This is a genomic window from Mesorhizobium sp. M0968, from assembly GCF_040319065.1.
Lineage (GTDB): Bacteria > Pseudomonadota > Alphaproteobacteria > Rhizobiales > Rhizobiaceae > Mesorhizobium.
The window spans coordinates 18,167-32,463 of record NZ_JAMYNL010000001.1 but is presented as its reverse complement, the minus strand read 5'-3'; the positions used below and the strand labels follow the sequence as shown (position 1 = coordinate 32,463).

General features: G+C 64.4%; 18 protein-coding genes. 13 read left to right on the top strand and 5 right to left on the bottom strand.

What is annotated here, in order from left to right; genetic code table 11:
• The first annotated feature begins 18 nt into the window (after window positions 1–18).
• Complete coding sequence (locus tag NKH67_RS00155) at window positions 19–255, top strand: putative antibiotic biosynthesis monooxygenase (protein WP_352471336.1); 237 nt, start codon at window positions 19–21, stop codon at window positions 253–255.
• A 3-nt stretch (window positions 256–258) separates the two neighbouring features.
• On the opposite strand, the gene NKH67_RS00150 is transcribed toward NKH67_RS00155, so the two are convergent.
• Window positions 259–1,485, bottom strand: coding sequence for a caspase family protein (locus NKH67_RS00150; protein ID WP_352503208.1), 1,227 nt, complete (start codon window positions 1,483–1,485; stop codon window positions 259–261).
• 179 nt (window positions 1,486–1,664) lie between these two features.
• Between NKH67_RS00150 and argJ the strand changes: the two genes are divergently transcribed.
• The 5 genes from argJ to NKH67_RS00125 all read left to right on the top strand — a co-directional run bounded on the left by argJ (window position 1,665) and on the right by NKH67_RS00125 (window position 4,861).
• Window positions 1,665–2,906, top strand: coding sequence for a bifunctional glutamate N-acetyltransferase/amino-acid acetyltransferase ArgJ (gene argJ / locus NKH67_RS00145; RefSeq protein WP_352503209.1), 1,242 nt, complete (start codon window positions 1,665–1,667; stop codon window positions 2,904–2,906).
• A complete protein-coding gene (locus NKH67_RS00140) occupies window positions 2,906–3,685 on the top strand; it encodes a GNAT family N-acetyltransferase (RefSeq protein ID WP_352471332.1) in 780 nt (259 codons plus the stop codon). Before argJ ends, NKH67_RS00140 begins: the two co-directional genes overlap by 1 nt.
• Window positions 3,682–4,104 carry a (deoxy)nucleoside triphosphate pyrophosphohydrolase gene (locus NKH67_RS00135; protein WP_023677979.1) on the top strand — a complete coding sequence of 141 codons (423 nt, stop codon included), beginning with the start codon at window positions 3,682–3,684 and terminating at the stop codon, window positions 4,102–4,104. Before NKH67_RS00140 ends, NKH67_RS00135 begins: the two co-directional genes overlap by 4 nt.
• Before the next feature lie 127 nt (window positions 4,105–4,231).
• The gene (locus NKH67_RS00130; RefSeq protein ID WP_023677980.1) at window positions 4,232–4,537 is read left to right on the top strand and encodes a hypothetical protein; all 306 of its coding nucleotides are present in this window, start codon (window positions 4,232–4,234) and stop codon (window positions 4,535–4,537) included.
• Between the two features lie 144 nt (window positions 4,538–4,681).
• Entirely contained in the window at window positions 4,682–4,861 is a 180-nt protein-coding gene (locus NKH67_RS00125; RefSeq protein WP_023677981.1) for a Flp family type IVb pilin, read from the top strand.
• Window positions 4,862–4,911: 50 nt separating this feature from the next.
• On the opposite strand, the gene NKH67_RS00120 is transcribed toward NKH67_RS00125, so the two are convergent.
• Entirely contained in the window at window positions 4,912–5,784 is an 873-nt protein-coding gene (locus tag NKH67_RS00120; protein WP_352503210.1) for a methyltransferase domain-containing protein, read from the bottom strand.
• A gap of 54 nt (window positions 5,785–5,838) precedes the next feature.
• Here NKH67_RS00120 and NKH67_RS00115 point away from each other — a divergent pair, with 54 nt between their 5' ends.
• The 4 genes from NKH67_RS00115 to NKH67_RS00100 are packed head-to-tail and all read left to right on the top strand — an operon-like array spanning window position 5,839 to window position 8,236.
• Window positions 5,839–6,639, top strand: coding sequence for a ComF family protein (locus NKH67_RS00115; protein WP_352471329.1), 801 nt, complete (start codon window positions 5,839–5,841; stop codon window positions 6,637–6,639).
• Between the two features lie 28 nt (window positions 6,640–6,667).
• Window positions 6,668–6,937, top strand: a complete 270-nt coding sequence (gene grxC, locus NKH67_RS00110) for a glutaredoxin 3 (RefSeq protein WP_352471328.1) — start codon at window positions 6,668–6,670, stop codon at window positions 6,935–6,937.
• Between the two features lie 10 nt (window positions 6,938–6,947).
• The gene (locus tag NKH67_RS00105) at window positions 6,948–7,814 is read left to right on the top strand and encodes a carbon-nitrogen hydrolase family protein (RefSeq protein WP_352503211.1); all 867 of its coding nucleotides are present in this window, start codon (window positions 6,948–6,950) and stop codon (window positions 7,812–7,814) included.
• Entirely contained in the window at window positions 7,811–8,236 is a 426-nt protein-coding gene (locus NKH67_RS00100) for a DUF1178 family protein (RefSeq protein WP_352471325.1), read from the top strand. The genes NKH67_RS00105 and NKH67_RS00100 overlap by 4 nt, the downstream gene beginning before the upstream one ends.
• Window positions 8,237–8,377: 141 nt before the next feature.
• Here the strand turns inward: NKH67_RS00100 and NKH67_RS00095 are convergent, their stop codons facing one another.
• Complete coding sequence (locus NKH67_RS00095; RefSeq protein ID WP_352503212.1) at window positions 8,378–9,160, bottom strand: SDR family NAD(P)-dependent oxidoreductase; 783 nt, start codon at window positions 9,158–9,160, stop codon at window positions 8,378–8,380.
• Window positions 9,161–9,312: 152 nt separating this feature from the next.
• Here NKH67_RS00095 and NKH67_RS00090 point away from each other — a divergent pair, with 152 nt between their 5' ends.
• On the top strand, window positions 9,313–10,533 hold the full coding sequence (locus NKH67_RS00090; protein WP_352503213.1) for a helix-turn-helix domain-containing protein: 1,221 nt from the start codon (window positions 9,313–9,315) through the stop codon (window positions 10,531–10,533).
• Between the two features lie 9 nt (window positions 10,534–10,542).
• Complete coding sequence (locus tag NKH67_RS00085) at window positions 10,543–11,196, top strand: Vgb family protein (protein WP_352471321.1); 654 nt, start codon at window positions 10,543–10,545, stop codon at window positions 11,194–11,196.
• A 54-nt stretch (window positions 11,197–11,250) separates the two neighbouring features.
• Here NKH67_RS00085 and NKH67_RS00080 read toward each other — a convergent pair whose 3' ends face one another.
• Together NKH67_RS00080 and NKH67_RS00075 are read right to left on the bottom strand one after the other, a co-directional pair.
• The gene (locus tag NKH67_RS00080) at window positions 11,251–12,741 is read right to left on the bottom strand and encodes an FAD-dependent monooxygenase (protein ID WP_353030125.1); all 1,491 of its coding nucleotides are present in this window, start codon (window positions 12,739–12,741) and stop codon (window positions 11,251–11,253) included.
• Between the two features lie 68 nt (window positions 12,742–12,809).
• Entirely contained in the window at window positions 12,810–13,295 is a 486-nt protein-coding gene (locus tag NKH67_RS00075; protein WP_352471319.1) for a MarR family winged helix-turn-helix transcriptional regulator, read from the bottom strand.
• Window positions 13,296–13,396: 101 nt separating this feature from the next.
• Here NKH67_RS00075 and NKH67_RS00070 point away from each other — a divergent pair, with 101 nt between their 5' ends.
• On the top strand, window positions 13,397–14,287 hold the full coding sequence (locus NKH67_RS00070; RefSeq protein ID WP_352503215.1) for a DMT family transporter: 891 nt from the start codon (window positions 13,397–13,399) through the stop codon (window positions 14,285–14,287).
• Window positions 14,288–14,297: the final 10 nt, after the last annotated feature.

The following is a 14,297-nucleotide window of genomic DNA, read 5'->3' as shown; positions in this document are numbered from 1 at the left end:
TAACGATAAGGAGAGTTTATGAACTCGACCGCCGTGACCCGCTTTTCGCGCCTGCGCTTCGCCCTGCTTGTGCTGCTCGGCGTGTATCCGCTGATCACTGCCATTCTGTATGTGGTTTTTCCGCTGACGCAGGAATGGCAAATCTGGCAGCGTACGCTGGTCATCGCGCCGCTGATGGTCTCGATCATGATCTGGGGACTGATTCCGGGCGTGCAGCGGGCGTTTCGCGGGTTCATCAACCCAGCGGTCCGCTGATGTTCATTCCAGCGCTTGCGACGTTTCCGACGCAACGCGCCACGCGCCATCGGCCAGCACGAGTTCCAGCGTCACCCGCGCCTTGCCGGTCAGGCGCTGCGCCGATTTGTCTTTCGGCACATAGTCGTAGCGCATGGCGAAAACCACGTCGGCACGGTCCTTGCCGTGCGGCGTCACCTCAAGGCTGCCGGGCTCGAGACCGAACGACCATGATGCCCATTGCGCGAACCAGTCGGTCTTGACCTTGACGATCGCCTCGCTGTCGTAGCGCGTGCCGTAGATGGTGGCCGACGCACCGTAGAGCCGCTTGACGGTTTCGCGCATTCTCCTGGCATCAGGCGCCAGATAGTTTTCGCGCAAGAATTTTTCGATGGCACCCTCGTCGCCGACGGAGCGTTCGAGCGCAGCCACCTGCGACGCGGGAGCCGGGCTGACGGCCGGTTTCGGTTGCTGGGCAGTGTCTCCGCCCGGAACGAATTCGAAACGCTCGAGCAGCGAACCCTGCTCCCAGGGACGCTGCGCCTCGCGCGTTGCCGAAACGACGTCGCGGCGCACCGCAATCATCATGTCGTTGATGCTCTGTCCGGGTTCCGCCATATGCCGCAAAAGTGCCGCCGCAAACGGCGAGTTGCGTCCCGTCCCGTCCATTGCGACGGCGCCGGGCGCAGTCGAGAAGGCGATGAATGAGCCGCGTGTCGACTCGAACTGGGCAAGACCGGCGAGAGCCGTCGCCGAGCGCGTCGTGGCGCTGCGGCTGAGACTTCGGGCAAACGGGTTGTTGCGGCAGGCATCGAGGAAGACCAGGCTGACCTTGGTCTGCTGCTCCATGATGTCGAGAACCTCGTCGATCGGCACCGCCTCGAGCTGCAGCTTGACCGGCATGTCCAGCCGGGCGTCGACCGGCACGATGAAGTTGCGCCCGTCGACCTGCAGGCCGTGGCCGGCATAGTAGAACAGCCCGGCACCGGCACCCTGCAGCGCATCGGAGAATTCGCCGATCTTGCGTTCGAGCTCGCGCTTGCCGAGATCGTTGCCTTCGATCACCTCGAAACCGATGGCGCGCAGCTTGTCGGCGATGTCGAGCGCATCGTTGACGGGATTGGCCAGCGTGCCGGCTTCGGCGTAGCTGCCGTTGCCGACCACAAGCGCCACGCGCCGCGCCGTCTGCGCATCGGCGCGCAGCAGCAGAAAGCCCAGAAACGCCAGTGCCAAGACCACAAGCCTGCCCATGGGGCAGGATCATAGCGCTATCGGTCGCAGCGACGCCAACAAATTTGCAACAGCCTGCTTGCTGCATGAGGCGGTGTCAGGCTTCCGGCACCCGTAACGGCTGTGAAACGCCTTGCGCCAGCGCGTGCTATCGGGCAAACCGGCGTTCCTTTCGCGATTTTTCCCGCCCGGGGTCTTCCATGTCCACACAGGTTTCGCCGCTCGCGCCGAAGAAATATCCCAAGATGCCGGTGATCGAGAGCGTGCGCATCGCCACCGCCGAGGCCGGCATAAAATACAAGAACCGCACCGACTTGCTGGCCATGGTGTTCGACGCCGGCACCACCGTCGCCGGCGTGTTCACCAGGTCGAAATGCCCGTCGGCGCCGGTCGATTTCTGCCGGCAGAACCTCGTGGCTGGCAAGGCACGCGTGCTGGTCGTCAATTCCGGCAATGCCAATGCCTTTACCGGCCAGAAGGGCCGCGCCTCGACGGCACTCACGGGCGAGGTGGCGGCGAAAGCGGCCGATTGCACAGCGGGCGAGGTATTCCTGGCCTCGACCGGCGTGATCGGCGAACCGCTCGACGCCGGCAAGTTCAGCCATCTGCTGGCCGGTCTGGTCAAGGACGGCAAGCCGGAATTGTGGACCGAAGCCGCCAAGGCGATCATGACTACCGACACCTATCCCAAACTGGCGACCGCGACGGTCAAGCTCGGCGATGCCGACGTCACCATCAACGGTATCGCCAAGGGCGCCGGGATGATCGCGCCCGACATGGCGACGATGCTTTCCTTCATCGCCACCGATGCGCCGATCGCAGCACCCGTGCTGCAGGACCTCCTGTCGCGTGGCACGGCCAAGACCTTCAACGCGGTTACCGTCGACAGCGACACCTCGACCAGCGACACGCTGCTGATGTTCGCCACGGGTGCTGCCGCCAGGCGCGGCGCGCCGGCAATTTCCGACCCCAAGGATGCGCGCCTCGGCGCCTTCCGCCGTGCCCTCGGCAAGGTGCTGAAATCGCTGGCACTGCAGGTGGTGCGCGACGGCGAGGGCGCCCGCAAGCAGGTCGAGGTCACCGTCACCGGAGCCAAATCGGCCCGCTCGGCCAAGCGCATCGCGCTGTCGATCGCCAATTCGCCGTTGGTCAAGACGGCAGTCGCCGGCGAGGACGCCAATTGGGGCCGCGTCGTCATGGCTGTCGGCAAGGCCGGCGAACCGGCCGACCGCGACCTTCTGTCGATCTGGTTCGGCGACAACCGCCTGGCCTATCAGGGCGAGCGCGACGCCGCGTATTCCGAGGAGGCGACTTCGGCGTATATGAAGCGCGACGAGATCCGCATCCGCGCCGATATCGGCATCGGCCGCGGCAAGGCGACGGTGTGGACCTGCGATCTCACCAAGGAATATGTCGCCATAAACGGCGATTATCGGAGCTGATGGCGTTGGCTTCCAGACATCCGGCAAGCGTGTTGGCGATCGTGCGCCGCTATGAGGCGGCCGGCTTTCGCGCCTGGCCGGCGGCCGCCGTCCATTATGACGGCACCTGGGTGGTTCGGCTGACGGCCGGCCACCCGGCCAAGCGGCTGAACTCGGTCAATCCGCTCGATCCGGGCGACATCCAGCACATTGCCGAGCGCATCGGTCGCGCCAGCCGCCGCTTCGACGCCTATGGCAGGCCGCTGACCTTTCGCATCTCACCGCTGTCGGGGCCTGATCTTTCGAAGTACCTCGACAGCGAAGGCTGGAGTACGTTCGCGGAGTCGCTGGTCATGCGGCTGCCGCTGGCGGACGCCGCGCTCGACGATGCCATGGACCAGATTCCGTTGAAGGACATCAGCCGTTTCATCGGCGCGGCGCTCAAGGTGAGCGGCTCGGATGTGTCGCTGCGTCCGGGCCTGTCGGAGATCATCGGCGCCATCCAACCGGAGGCCGGGCTGTTTGCGCTGGAGGCCGGCAGCGAACCGCTGGCAACGTTGATCTGCGTGCATGACGGCGACCTTGCCGGCCTGTTCGAGATCGCCACTGACAGGTCGGTGCGCAACCAGGGCCATGGCCGCCATCTCATCCGGTCGGCGCTGAAATGGGCGCGGCTGCGCGGGGCGCGGGAAGCCTGGCTGCAGGTCGAGGCGGACAACGCGCCGGCGCTGGCGCTCTACCGTTCGCTCGGATTCGACGAAGTCTATCGCTATCGCTATCGCCGGCCACCCGGCGCATGAGCGGCTTGGATACGATCGGCAAACGCCTGCTCCTGGTCGCGGCCTGCGCCCTGGTCGATGCCGACGGGCGCGTGCTTTTGGCGCAGCGGCCCGAAGGCAAGCAACTCGCCGGCCTGTGGGAGTTTCCGGGCGGCAAGGTCGAGCCCGGTGAGACGCCGGAACAATGCCTGATCCGCGAATTGTACGAGGAGATCGGCATCGAAACCGACATCCCTTGCCTGGCGCCACTCACCTTCGCCAGCCATTCCTACGATGATTTTCACCTGCTGATGCCGCTGTTCGTCTGCCGTCGGTTCCGCGGCATTGCCCAGCCGAAGGAAGGCCAGGTGCTGAAATGGGTGCGGCCGCGCCAGATGCGCGATTTTCCAATGCCGCCGGCCGATGCCCCGTTGATCCAGTTCCTCATCGATCTGCTGTAACGGCCGACCTGCCGTAAATCGGGCAGCGCCGCAACGCGCCGGCAGCAGCGTTAATGAAAGATTTATCTGACCGTGAAAAATTGACGCTAGGCGGTTTCGCCGATTCCACCGCTGGGGAGCGATTTGCATGAGCCTTGAAAAGGACTGGGACTCGCCTTGGCCGGACCGCCTTCCTGGCGCCGCCAATGCCGGCATGGGAATATTGCGCATCGCCCTCTTGTTCGGCTCGGCCGCGGTGGCTCTGGCCTTGATCGCGACGCCCTACCTCGACAGCCGGACCCGCTCGCAGTTTGCCCGCGACGGGCTTGATACGATGAGCACCGGCTCGATCGGCCAGCGCGACAGCTATACGCTACGCAAGAGCGTGCTGCAGCCGCTGCCCAGTTCGGTCTGCGTTATACGGGCCGATGGCAGAAGCAGCGGCGACTGCTGACTCCTCAACAGATCTCCAGGATTCGGCTGTTTCCTAGAATGCAGCTGGTTCCTAGAATGCAGCTGGTTCACCGCGCGTTAAGCCTGTCGCATTAACCTTTCTTAACGGGTCGGCGCTAGGTTCGGGCAAGAGGGATAGGCGCCCATGAAAATGTTGCTGCAACGATTTTTAGAAGACGAGAGGGGTGCGACGGCTATCGAATATGGTTTGATCGTCGCCGTTCTGTCGCTTGCCATTGTCGCTGGTATTGGCCAGGCTGCCGGCGCCATCCAGTGGTTGTTCAGCGACAACAGCAGCAAGCTTGCCAACGCTTTTGCACAGTGACCCGCTTAGCTTTTGCGTGGGATACGCTTAGCTTTTGCGCAAGGATGCGCTCAGGGGCCGCCGGGGTTTTCCAGGATTGTCTTCAGCGATATTTTTGCGGAGCCCGGCTTCAGCGGCTTTTGCTGAGAGGCATCGGGCGCCCAGCCTGACATCCAGACCACCGAGAAACTCGCCCTGACGCGGCCATCGGCATCCGAAAACCGCTCCGCATAGATTTCGGCGGCGCGCGCGAACAGCGCTCGCGTGCCCGGCCGCCTGCTGCGGTCGACAAGCGCGCTGGTCTCGCCCATGGCGCGCAGATCGGCGACCAGGCCAAATAGCGAATCGTAGCGCACCGTGATCGTCTCGACGTCGGCAACTGGCAGTGCCAGGCCGGCGCGCTGCAGCAGCGCGCCGGCGTCGCGGACGTCGGTGAACGGGATCACACGCGGGCTGGCGCCGCCATAGAGTTCGGTCTCGGCGGCAAGCAGGCTTTCGCGCAGTTCGGAGAGCGTGCCTGTGCCGGCGAAGGCGCCAAGGAAAAGCCCGTCCGACTTCAGCGCCCGGCGGACCTGCACCAGCATGCCGGGAATGTCGTTCATCGCCTGCAGCGACAGCAGCGAGACTGCGAGGTCGAGGCTTTCCGGCTCGAATGGCACGGTTTCCAACGGTGCCAACAGTCCTGGCTGGCCACCCAGGAAAGCGGCGTCGGCCTCGACGCGCACGTTTTCCGTCACCTTGCCGCTTTCGGCGAGCACCTCTGCTGCTGCCGGCGTCTGGCAAAACAATGAGGCCGCCTTGCCGAACCTGCGTTCGACGGCGCCGAGCCGGTCGGCAAGATCCTCGGCCGCCCGCCGCATGAGGAAATCCGCGCCGGCGATGGGGCGGGCCAGTGCCCGGCGCTTGCGCGCCAGCCAGAGCGAGGTGTCAATTACAGGCTGCAATGGGCAGGTCCTTGTGCTTCGCTCTCTGATATAGTGATGCGGAGGACCAACCACGTGGCCGATCCCATGCCAGAGATCAAGCGTATTGCGATCAAGAGCATTGCCCGCAAGGCATTGGGCTGGCCAGCGCGGCTCTTGTTCCCGCCGGTCTGTGCCGGCTGCCGCCGCCATGTCTCGCAGCCCGGCGTGTTGTGCGGCGCCTGCTGGCCGAAACTCAGGCTGCTGGAACGGCCGTGGTGCCCGGTGATGGGCACGCCGTTCACCCACAATATGGGTGAGGGTTTCCTGTCGGCGGAGGCGATAGCCGACCCGCCGCCGTTCGAGCGCGCGCGGGCGGCGGTCGCCTATTCCGGCGTTGCCCGCCAGATGGTGCAAGGGCTGAAATACCAGGACCGCACCGATCTGGCGCCGTGGATGGCGCGCTGGATGCTTCGCGCCGGTGCCGAGCTGATCGCCGAGGCCGACGTGGTCGTGCCGGTGCCGCTGCACTGGCGGCGTTTCTTCCGACGGCAGTTCAACCAGTCGGCGGAACTGGCGCGGGCGGTGGCGCAGCTCGGGGAGCGGCCTTTCGCGCCATCAGCCATCAGGCGCGTCAAACTCACGCGCCAGCAGGTCGGGCTGGAGCGGCGGGAACGCGAGGAAAATGTTCGCGCCGCATTCAAAGTGCCTGATGAGGCGGAGATCGAAATCACCGGCCGCCGGGTGCTGCTGATCGACGACGTCTACACCACCGGCGCCACCGTCCGCGCGGTCGCCAAGGCGTTGAAGAAGGGCGGCGCCGGCGCGGTCGACGTACTGACCTTTGCGCGTGTGCTGCCGGGGGACTTTCGGGCCGACGAATCGGCGCCTATATAGCCTAGGAACGAGGCAGGATTGCTGACCGATGGTCGATGTGACGATCTACACGCGGATGATGTGCGGCTATTGCACCGCGGCCAAGCGGCTGCTCGACAGGAAGGGTGTGACCTACACCGAGCACGACGCCTCGTTCTCGCCGGAGCTGCGCCAGGAGATGATTTCCCGCGCTCACGGCCGTTCCACCTTTCCGCAGATATTCATCGGCGACACGCATGTCGGCGGCTCTGACGATCTCCACGAATTGGAGGCGGAAGGACGGCTGGACACATTGCTCGCCAACGGCTCGGCCAGATAAGGACATGACGATGGGTGGTTTCAAGGCGGCGGCGATCCAGATGCGTTCGGGAACCAGCCCGGAGCGCAATGCGGTCGATCTGGAACGGCTGGTGCGCGAGGCAGCAGGCCTTGGCGCGACCTATATCCAGACGCCGGAAATGACCGGCGCGCTGATCCGCGACAGCCAGGCGCGGGCCGCTTCCTTCACCTCCGAAGACAAGGACATCGTCGTCTCGACGTCGCGGCGGCTGGCCAGCGAGCTCGGCATTTTCCTGCATATCGGCTCGACCGCCATTCTGCGCGCCGACGGCAAGCTTGCCAACCGCGCCCTTCTGTTCGGGCCGGACGGCGCCAGGATTGCCACCTACGACAAGATCCACATGTTCGACGTCGATCTCGACAATGGCGAGAGCTGGCGCGAATCCGCCGCCTATGAGCCTGGCACCGAGGCCGTCGTCGCCGAAGTCAATGGCGCGAAGCTCGGCTTTGCCGTCTGCTACGATCTGCGCTTTCCGCAGCTGTTCCGTGCCGAGGCGCTGGCCGGCGCCGATCTGCTTACGGTGCCCGCCGCCTTCACCCGCCAGACCGGCGAAGCGCATTGGCATGTGCTGCTCAGGGCGCGCGCTATCGAGAACGGCGCCTATGTGGTTGCGGCCGCGCAAGGCGGCGTGCACGAGGACGGCCGCGAAACCTATGGCCATTCGCTGATCGTCGATCCCTGGGGCCGCATCGTCGCCGAAGCTGCGCATGACGAGCCGGCGGTGATCGTCGCCGAGATCGACCCGGCGCAGTCAGTCGCCGCGCGCAAAAAGATACCGAATCTCAAAAACGCACGCGATTTTGCCGTAAACGCCGGTTCGGCGGAGGCAATGCCGCTCAGGGGTGCCGCCTCTTGATCCGCTTTTCCCTGATCTGCGAGCACGAGCACGAGTTCGAGGCCTGGTTCCGCAGCAACGACGATTTCGACACCCAGAAGAGGCGCGGTTTCGTCGATTGCCCGGCCTGCGGCTCGCACAAGGTCGACAAGGCGCTGATGGCGCCTGCCGTCTCCACCGGGCGCAAGCGCGAAAGCATCGCGCTGGCCATGGGCGAGGCGCAGAAGCAGGCGCTGGCGCAGCTCAAGGCGCTGGCCGACAAGGTGCGCGAGAATGCCGACTATGTCGGCGACAAATTCGCCGAGGAAGCGCGCAAGATCCATTTCGGCGAAAGCGATCCGCGCGGTATCTATGGCGAGGCGACGCTGGACGAGGCCAAGAGCCTCGCCGAAGACGGTGTCGAGTTCATGCCTATTCCAAGCTTCCCCGACGACCGCAACTGATCCGTCAACTTGCTCCAGACATAGCGAGGCATCTCTCCGCCAGGCAGAGCCATGATCTGAAGGTCGGCGCCGTCGTCGGTGACAGGCGACCGGCTGCGTCGTGGAGCCATGCTGCCGCCCCCTGCACAAGCGTCCGCAGTTTCAGGCCGAGCAGCAAGGATGGGGCTCGCGGGCAATCGTTTCGCTGCTTCTTTCATGCCCACCACTTGACGGAGTTGCTTCCGCATAGGCTGCAAACTGGCGTTCAAGCGCCTTGACTGCACTGCTGCGCCAGCCTTCCGCCAGGGATTCCGACATGGGATCGGGGAAGATTTCCTCTTCGCCGTTCTCCACGCCGTCCAGGATCGCCCGCGCGACAGACTCCGGAGAGGCTTTCGCGATGTCCAGGCCCCGTGTCATGTCCGTGTCCACCGGGCCGGGAAGGACCCTGTGCACGCTGACACCCCGTCCGGCCAAAAGGGTGCGCAACGACTGCGACAGCGAGAACGAGGCCGCCTTCGAGACCGAGTAGGCCGGACTGAACGGCACGGCGGCAATCGAGGCCAGCGACAGAATGTTGACGATGGCTCCCCGCGACCGGGCCAGCAACGGCAGCAGAGCCTGGGTAACGTCGTACGAGCCGAAGAGGTTTACGGCGAGCTGTTGTTCGAGCACACGACGGTCGCTGAGGTCATCGATGGGCGATACGCCGGCGTTGTTGATGAGGATATCGAGAGCATCGATCTTCTCGACGGCTTCCCGGATCTGCGCAGCGTTGGTCACATCCATGGTCAGGGAGGTCACACGCCGGTCCGGATGAGCCATCGGTTGGCGGGTTGCGGCATAGACGCGCTTTACGCCTCTGCTCAGGGCTTCCTCGACCAGTGCCCGACCGATGCCCCGATTGGCTCCAGTCACCAGGATGGTTGTACCTTCGATCTTCATTGCGTCTCTCCTAATGCTTATCGTTGTGTTCGAGCGTTGGCGCGCCGCAACTCAGGTTGGCTACAGTCGCCGTTGTCGATACGACTGGTTGGTGAGATGGACTTAGCGCCGGACGTCGAAGCCATGGGAGTGACAAGTGTGACGGGATTCCGATGGACTCGCTGATCACGGCCGCGGCGCATGCGCTGGCGACGGGCGATCCGCTCGGCGCCTTGAAGCGGGTTGCGCTGCGCGACGATGCGCCGGCGCTGGCGTTGCGCGGTATCGCGATGGCGCAGCTTGGCGACCTGAATAGGGCGAAGGTTCTCCTCAAGAGGGCGGCGCGCGCATTCAGCCCGAGGGAGGCCGTGGCCCGCGCGCGGTGTATCGTCGCCGAGGCCGAGATCGCGCTCGTCTCGCGCGACCTTACCTGGCCGGCCAAGGCACTCGACGCCGCACGGGCGACGCTTGAAAAGCATGGCGACCGCGTCAACGCCGCGCATGCGCGCAACCTCGACGTTCGGCGCCTGCTGCTGATCGGCCATCTCGACGAAGCCGAGCGCAGGCTGGACGGCTTCGATCCGTCGCCGCTGCCGCCGGCATCGCGGGCCGCCCACGAGCTGGCTGTCGCCGGCATCGCCATCCGCCGCTTGCGGACCGGTCCTGCGCGCGCCGCGCTCGGGCTGGCGGCGCGGGCGGCGCGGGCGGCGGGCATCCCCGCGCTGATCGCGGAGGTGGAGAGCGCATCGCTGGTGCTGGACACGCCGGCCGCGCGCCTTGTCGCGCGTGGCGGGGAACGGCCCCTCCTGCTCGATGAAGTCGAAGCGCTCCTGGCGTCGGGGGCGCTCGTGGTGGATGCATGCCGCAATGTCGTGCGTGTCGCAGACACCGTCGTCTCGCTGGCGACCCGCCCGGTGCTGTTCGCGCTGGCCCGCGCGCTGGCCGAAGCCTGGCCGGGGGACGTGGCAAGAGCGACGCTCATTGCGCGCGCTTTCCGCGGAAAGGACGCGGACGAATCACATCGCGCACGATTGCGCGTCGAAGTCGGGCGGCTTCGCGCGGAGCTTCGGAGCTTGGCGGATGTGAGCGCGACGAAGCGGGGCTTTGCGCTGGCCCCGCGCCGCGCAGGTGAGGTCGTCGTGCTGGCGCCACCCGTCGAAGAAGAGCATGCCGCCGTGCTCGCCTTCCTCGCGGACGGCGAGTCTTGGTCGAGTTCGGCCCTGGCGATTGCGCTTGGAGCCAGTTCGCGTACCGTGCAGCGAGCGCTCGAGCAGCTCGCCCAGGCCGGCAAGGTGCAGTCGTTCGGCCGCGGACGGGCGCGTCGCTGGATGACCCCGCCGCTGACGGGTTTCCCGACAATCTTGTTACTCCCCGGCCCACTGCCGGGCTACTAGGATGGAATTATGGAACGATCCGCAGCCGAAATCCTTCGAGAATATGGACCCTTTCCGGGTGTCGACCACGTGGACGGCGTTACCTTCGACGGTGAGCATGTCTGGTTTGCCTCAGGCGACAGATTGAACGCCTTCGATCCGGCGAGCGGCAAAGTGGTGCGCTCGATCGACGTCGCGGCACACGCCGGAACGGCCTTCGACGGCCAGCACCTCTATCAGATCGCCGAGGATCGCATCCAGAAGATCGATCCGAAGAATGGCCAGGTGCTGGCGACGATCCCGGCGCCCGGCAATGGCGGTGATTCCGGGCTCGCCTGGGCCGAAGGAACACTCTGGGTCGGGCAGCATCGGGGCCGAAAGATTCATCAGGTCGATCCCGAGACAGGGGCAATTCTTCGCACCATCGTTTCCAACCGCGTCGTCACCGGCGTCAGCTGGGTCGACGGCGAGCTGTGGCATGGCACCTGGGAGGGTGAGGAAAGCGATGTCAGACGGATCGATCCTGAAACGGGAAAGGTCCTTGAGAAGCTCGATATGCCGCCGGGAACAGGCGTGTCGGGGCTCGAATCCGATGGCGGCGACCAGTTTTTCTGTGGCGGCGGAAACAGCGGCAAGATCAGAGCTGTTCGCCGGCCCAAACGAGGCTCGGCGACCAGGATCTGAGTTTTTGCCGTCCGTAGCCGTTTGACCATTCGAGCTAACTGGTTTTTGCGGTTTTTAGCCCGGTGGTCCGAACCAGGTGTTCATCGCGTCTTGAAGACCATCCTGCGTCCTGTCGCCTACCCAAGCAACATATCCGTCGGGTCGGATTAAAACTGCGGCAGCGGAGACCAAACCTAGCGCAGGCAACTCCCATGGATCGTCGCATTTGGCGTAAACCAACTTAATGCGGTCTGACCACGGCTTGATGTCGAGGCTGCCCGGCGCGTCGAGATTCAAGAGCACTGGCCGCGCATTTTGGAGGAGCGCAAATACGCGCATGGGACCATCAGGCGTGGCCAGGTCGAGGTCGGGCATGCGGCGGCCGACCAGCGGATGCGCCTGGCCGAGGTCGTAATGGATACCAAGTCCGGACATCTCGGCAGCGATCCGTTTGCGAGGCTCCTCCATCCTAAGGAGCTCTGATACGATTTCACGCAAGGCTTCAGTGCGATCATCAGTACGTTGCAATGCGACCTGTGCCATTGTCGTACGCAACACGCGGGCCGCAACCGGATGCCGCTCGATGTGATAAGTGTCGAGCAAGCGTTCAGGCGATGTTCCTTTCACCACTTGGGCCAACTTCCAACCGAGGTTCACCGCATCCTGCACACCGATATTGAGGCCTTGTCCGCCCACCGGGGAATGCACATGGGCGGCATCGCCCGCTAGGAGAACCCGGCCCTTGCGGTAAGCCGCCGCCTGCCGCGACATGTCCGTGAACCTGGAAATCCAGGTTGGGCTATGGATTCCGTAATCTGTTCCGCATGCGGCGACGAGCGCTTCGCGGAGATCGCGCAGCGTGGGTTCGGTCGTGGCGCCGACATTCTTTTCAGTGACCATGACGCCTATGGGACCTTTACCGGCAAAGACGACCTTGCCGTCACGAATTTCGTACTCTTCCCTGCCGAAGGCATGGATGCCAAGTGCGGTGCGATGAATGCCCAGTGGCGGCTCCTCCGCCATCTCGGCCTCGGCGAGGATGCTGCTGGTCGTCGCATCCCATCCTCGAAACTCAATGCCAGCAGCTTTGCGGACCAGACTGCGGCCTCCATCACACCCGACGAGATAGCTTGCCCGCAGCGACGCACCATCGGACAGTTCGATGGTGACGCCGGCGTCGTCCTGCACGAAACACATCAATTCACGGGCGCGATAGATCGGCACTGCCAGCTCGCTGACCCATCCAGCGAGAATGCGCTCAAAGTGTTTCTGTCTCAGCGCCAGCCCGTAGTTGTGGCGGGTCGGAAAATCGCTGATGTCTAAACGCATCGCCGCGAATCCCGTGACTTGGGCTATTTGTCCTTCGGCGAGGAACCGGTCCGCGATGCCGCGCTGATCGAAAACTTCGAGAGTGCGTGAACTCAGACCTCCAGCACGCGAACCGGCAAGCTCCTGGTTCGGGCGGCGTTCGACAATGGCTACGTCGATGCCTGCCAACGCCAACTCGCCTGCCAGGGTCAGGCCCGTCGGACCTCCTCCGGCAATCACGACTGCATGTTCTGTCATCGGCAAACTCCCCTGGCAGTTACGACTCCCAATCAATGATCGCAGAGTCCCAGTGGTTGCCGTTTGGGTTAGTTCAGGCTCGCTATCAATTTTTCGAGCAGGCGTGCGAGCATGATCTGCTCCGGGCGTGCTAACCCAGAAAGTATCTGGTGCTCGTTGGCGACGTGAGCGGTAACCGCCTCGTCAATCAACGCCAGACCCTTTTTAGTCAGTTGCACGACAATGCCGCGGCGATCGTCGGGGTGCGGCCCGCGCTTGATCAGACCGGATTTCTCGAGCCGATCGAGGCGGTTGGTCATCGCGCCCGACGTTACCATCGTCGCCTCGTAGAGAGCCGTCGGCGTCAGCGCGTATGGCGGCCCGGAACGACGCAGCGTCGCCAGCACATCGAATTCTCCGGATTGCAGCCCGTAACTTGCAAACAGCGGCGCCAGCCGCTCTCGTGCGATCAGCGAGGCGGCCTCGTTCAACCGTCCGAGCACGGCCATCGGCGAGACATCGAGATCCGGCCGTTCCTTTTTCCATTGCCCGATCGCTTTTGCTGCGCGATCCATGTCTCTCACCGTTATGTATCTTGACGTGAAGAATCTTTACCTTATCTTACCTCAGCTTGCGATATTGGCCAAGTGCCGCGAACGGACGACGGGACGGTGCGATGAAATTTCTCTGGGACTCGGCGCTTGGCCTTCTGGTCGTCACCGGTGGACTGCTCGGCCTGACGCTGCCGTTCGGCAAGATCGCGACGGCGGCCGGCGTGGCCGCCATGGTCTGGGCCTTCGTCATCTCGCTTGGTGCCGGCGGCGTGCTTTTGTGCGCATTGCTGCTCAACGGGAAGCGCATGCGGCTTACGCCGCACAGGTTGCGCTATTTCTTCGTCACCGCGGCCGTCTCATATGCAATCCCCAATCTGCTGATGTTTTCAGCCATTCCGCATCTGGGCGCCGGCTACAGCGGCATCATGTTCACGCTGTCGCCGGTCGTCACGCTGGTGTTCTCGATGCTGCTCGGCGTCAGGCGCCCGACCATGCTGGGCATCGTCGGCATAGTCGTCGGTTTCGTCGGCGCAGTCATGGTGGCGGTGACGCGCGGCGAAGCGGGCCAGCCGGCCGAATTTTTCTGGGTTGCGATGGGCCTGCTCATCCCGGTCAGCCTCGCCGCCGGCAACATTTACCGTACCGTCGACTGGCCCGAAGGCACCGGCCCGATCGAGCTCGCCGTCGGCAGCCATCTGGCAGCAGCCTTGATGCTGTTTGCCGGCATTCTGGTCCTGCTTGGCGGCAATGCATTCGGCTCGCTCGGCGGCGTGCCGCTGGTCGCCGCGGCACAGGTGGCATCAGCCTCGGCGATGTTCGCCTTCTTCTTCCGCCTGCAAGCGGTCGGCGGCCCGGTCTATCTCAGCCAGATCGGCTACGTCGCGGCGGCGGTCGGGCTGTTTGCCGGGACCCTCTTCCTCGGCGAGCGCTATCAACTGCTGACCTGGGCCGGTGCCGTCATCATCACCGCCGGCGTGTTCATCACCACCAAGGCGCAAAGCCAGAGGCCATAGGGGCCAGAAG

Coding starts and splice junctions, on each gene's coding strand:
- NKH67_RS00080 (WP_353030125.1), bottom strand. CDS start 12,741: ATGACAGAACATGCAGTCGTGATTGCCGGAGGAGGTCCGACGGGCCTG.
- NKH67_RS00135 (WP_023677979.1), top strand. CDS start 3,682: ATGAGCGGCTTGGATACGATCGGCAAACGCCTGCTCCTGGTCGCGGCC.
- grxC (WP_352471328.1), top strand. CDS start 6,668: ATGGTCGATGTGACGATCTACACGCGGATGATGTGCGGCTATTGCACC.
- NKH67_RS00150 (WP_352503208.1), bottom strand. CDS start 1,485: ATGGGCAGGCTTGTGGTCTTGGCACTGGCGTTTCTGGGCTTTCTGCTG.
- NKH67_RS00085 (WP_352471321.1), top strand. CDS start 10,543: ATGGAACGATCCGCAGCCGAAATCCTTCGAGAATATGGACCCTTTCCG.
- NKH67_RS00070 (WP_352503215.1), top strand. CDS start 13,397: ATGAAATTTCTCTGGGACTCGGCGCTTGGCCTTCTGGTCGTCACCGGT.
- NKH67_RS00090 (WP_352503213.1), top strand. CDS start 9,313: ATGGACTCGCTGATCACGGCCGCGGCGCATGCGCTGGCGACGGGCGAT.
- NKH67_RS00140 (WP_352471332.1), top strand. CDS start 2,906: ATGGCGTTGGCTTCCAGACATCCGGCAAGCGTGTTGGCGATCGTGCGC.
- NKH67_RS00095 (WP_352503212.1), bottom strand. CDS start 9,160: ATGAAGATCGAAGGTACAACCATCCTGGTGACTGGAGCCAATCGGGGC.
- NKH67_RS00105 (WP_352503211.1), top strand. CDS start 6,948: ATGGGTGGTTTCAAGGCGGCGGCGATCCAGATGCGTTCGGGAACCAGC.
- NKH67_RS00130 (WP_023677980.1), top strand. CDS start 4,232: ATGAGCCTTGAAAAGGACTGGGACTCGCCTTGGCCGGACCGCCTTCCT.
- argJ (WP_352503209.1), top strand. CDS start 1,665: ATGTCCACACAGGTTTCGCCGCTCGCGCCGAAGAAATATCCCAAGATG.
- NKH67_RS00125 (WP_023677981.1), top strand. CDS start 4,682: ATGAAAATGTTGCTGCAACGATTTTTAGAAGACGAGAGGGGTGCGACG.
- NKH67_RS00075 (WP_352471319.1), bottom strand. CDS start 13,295: ATGGATCGCGCAGCAAAAGCGATCGGGCAATGGAAAAAGGAACGGCCG.
- NKH67_RS00155 (WP_352471336.1), top strand. CDS start 19: ATGAACTCGACCGCCGTGACCCGCTTTTCGCGCCTGCGCTTCGCCCTG.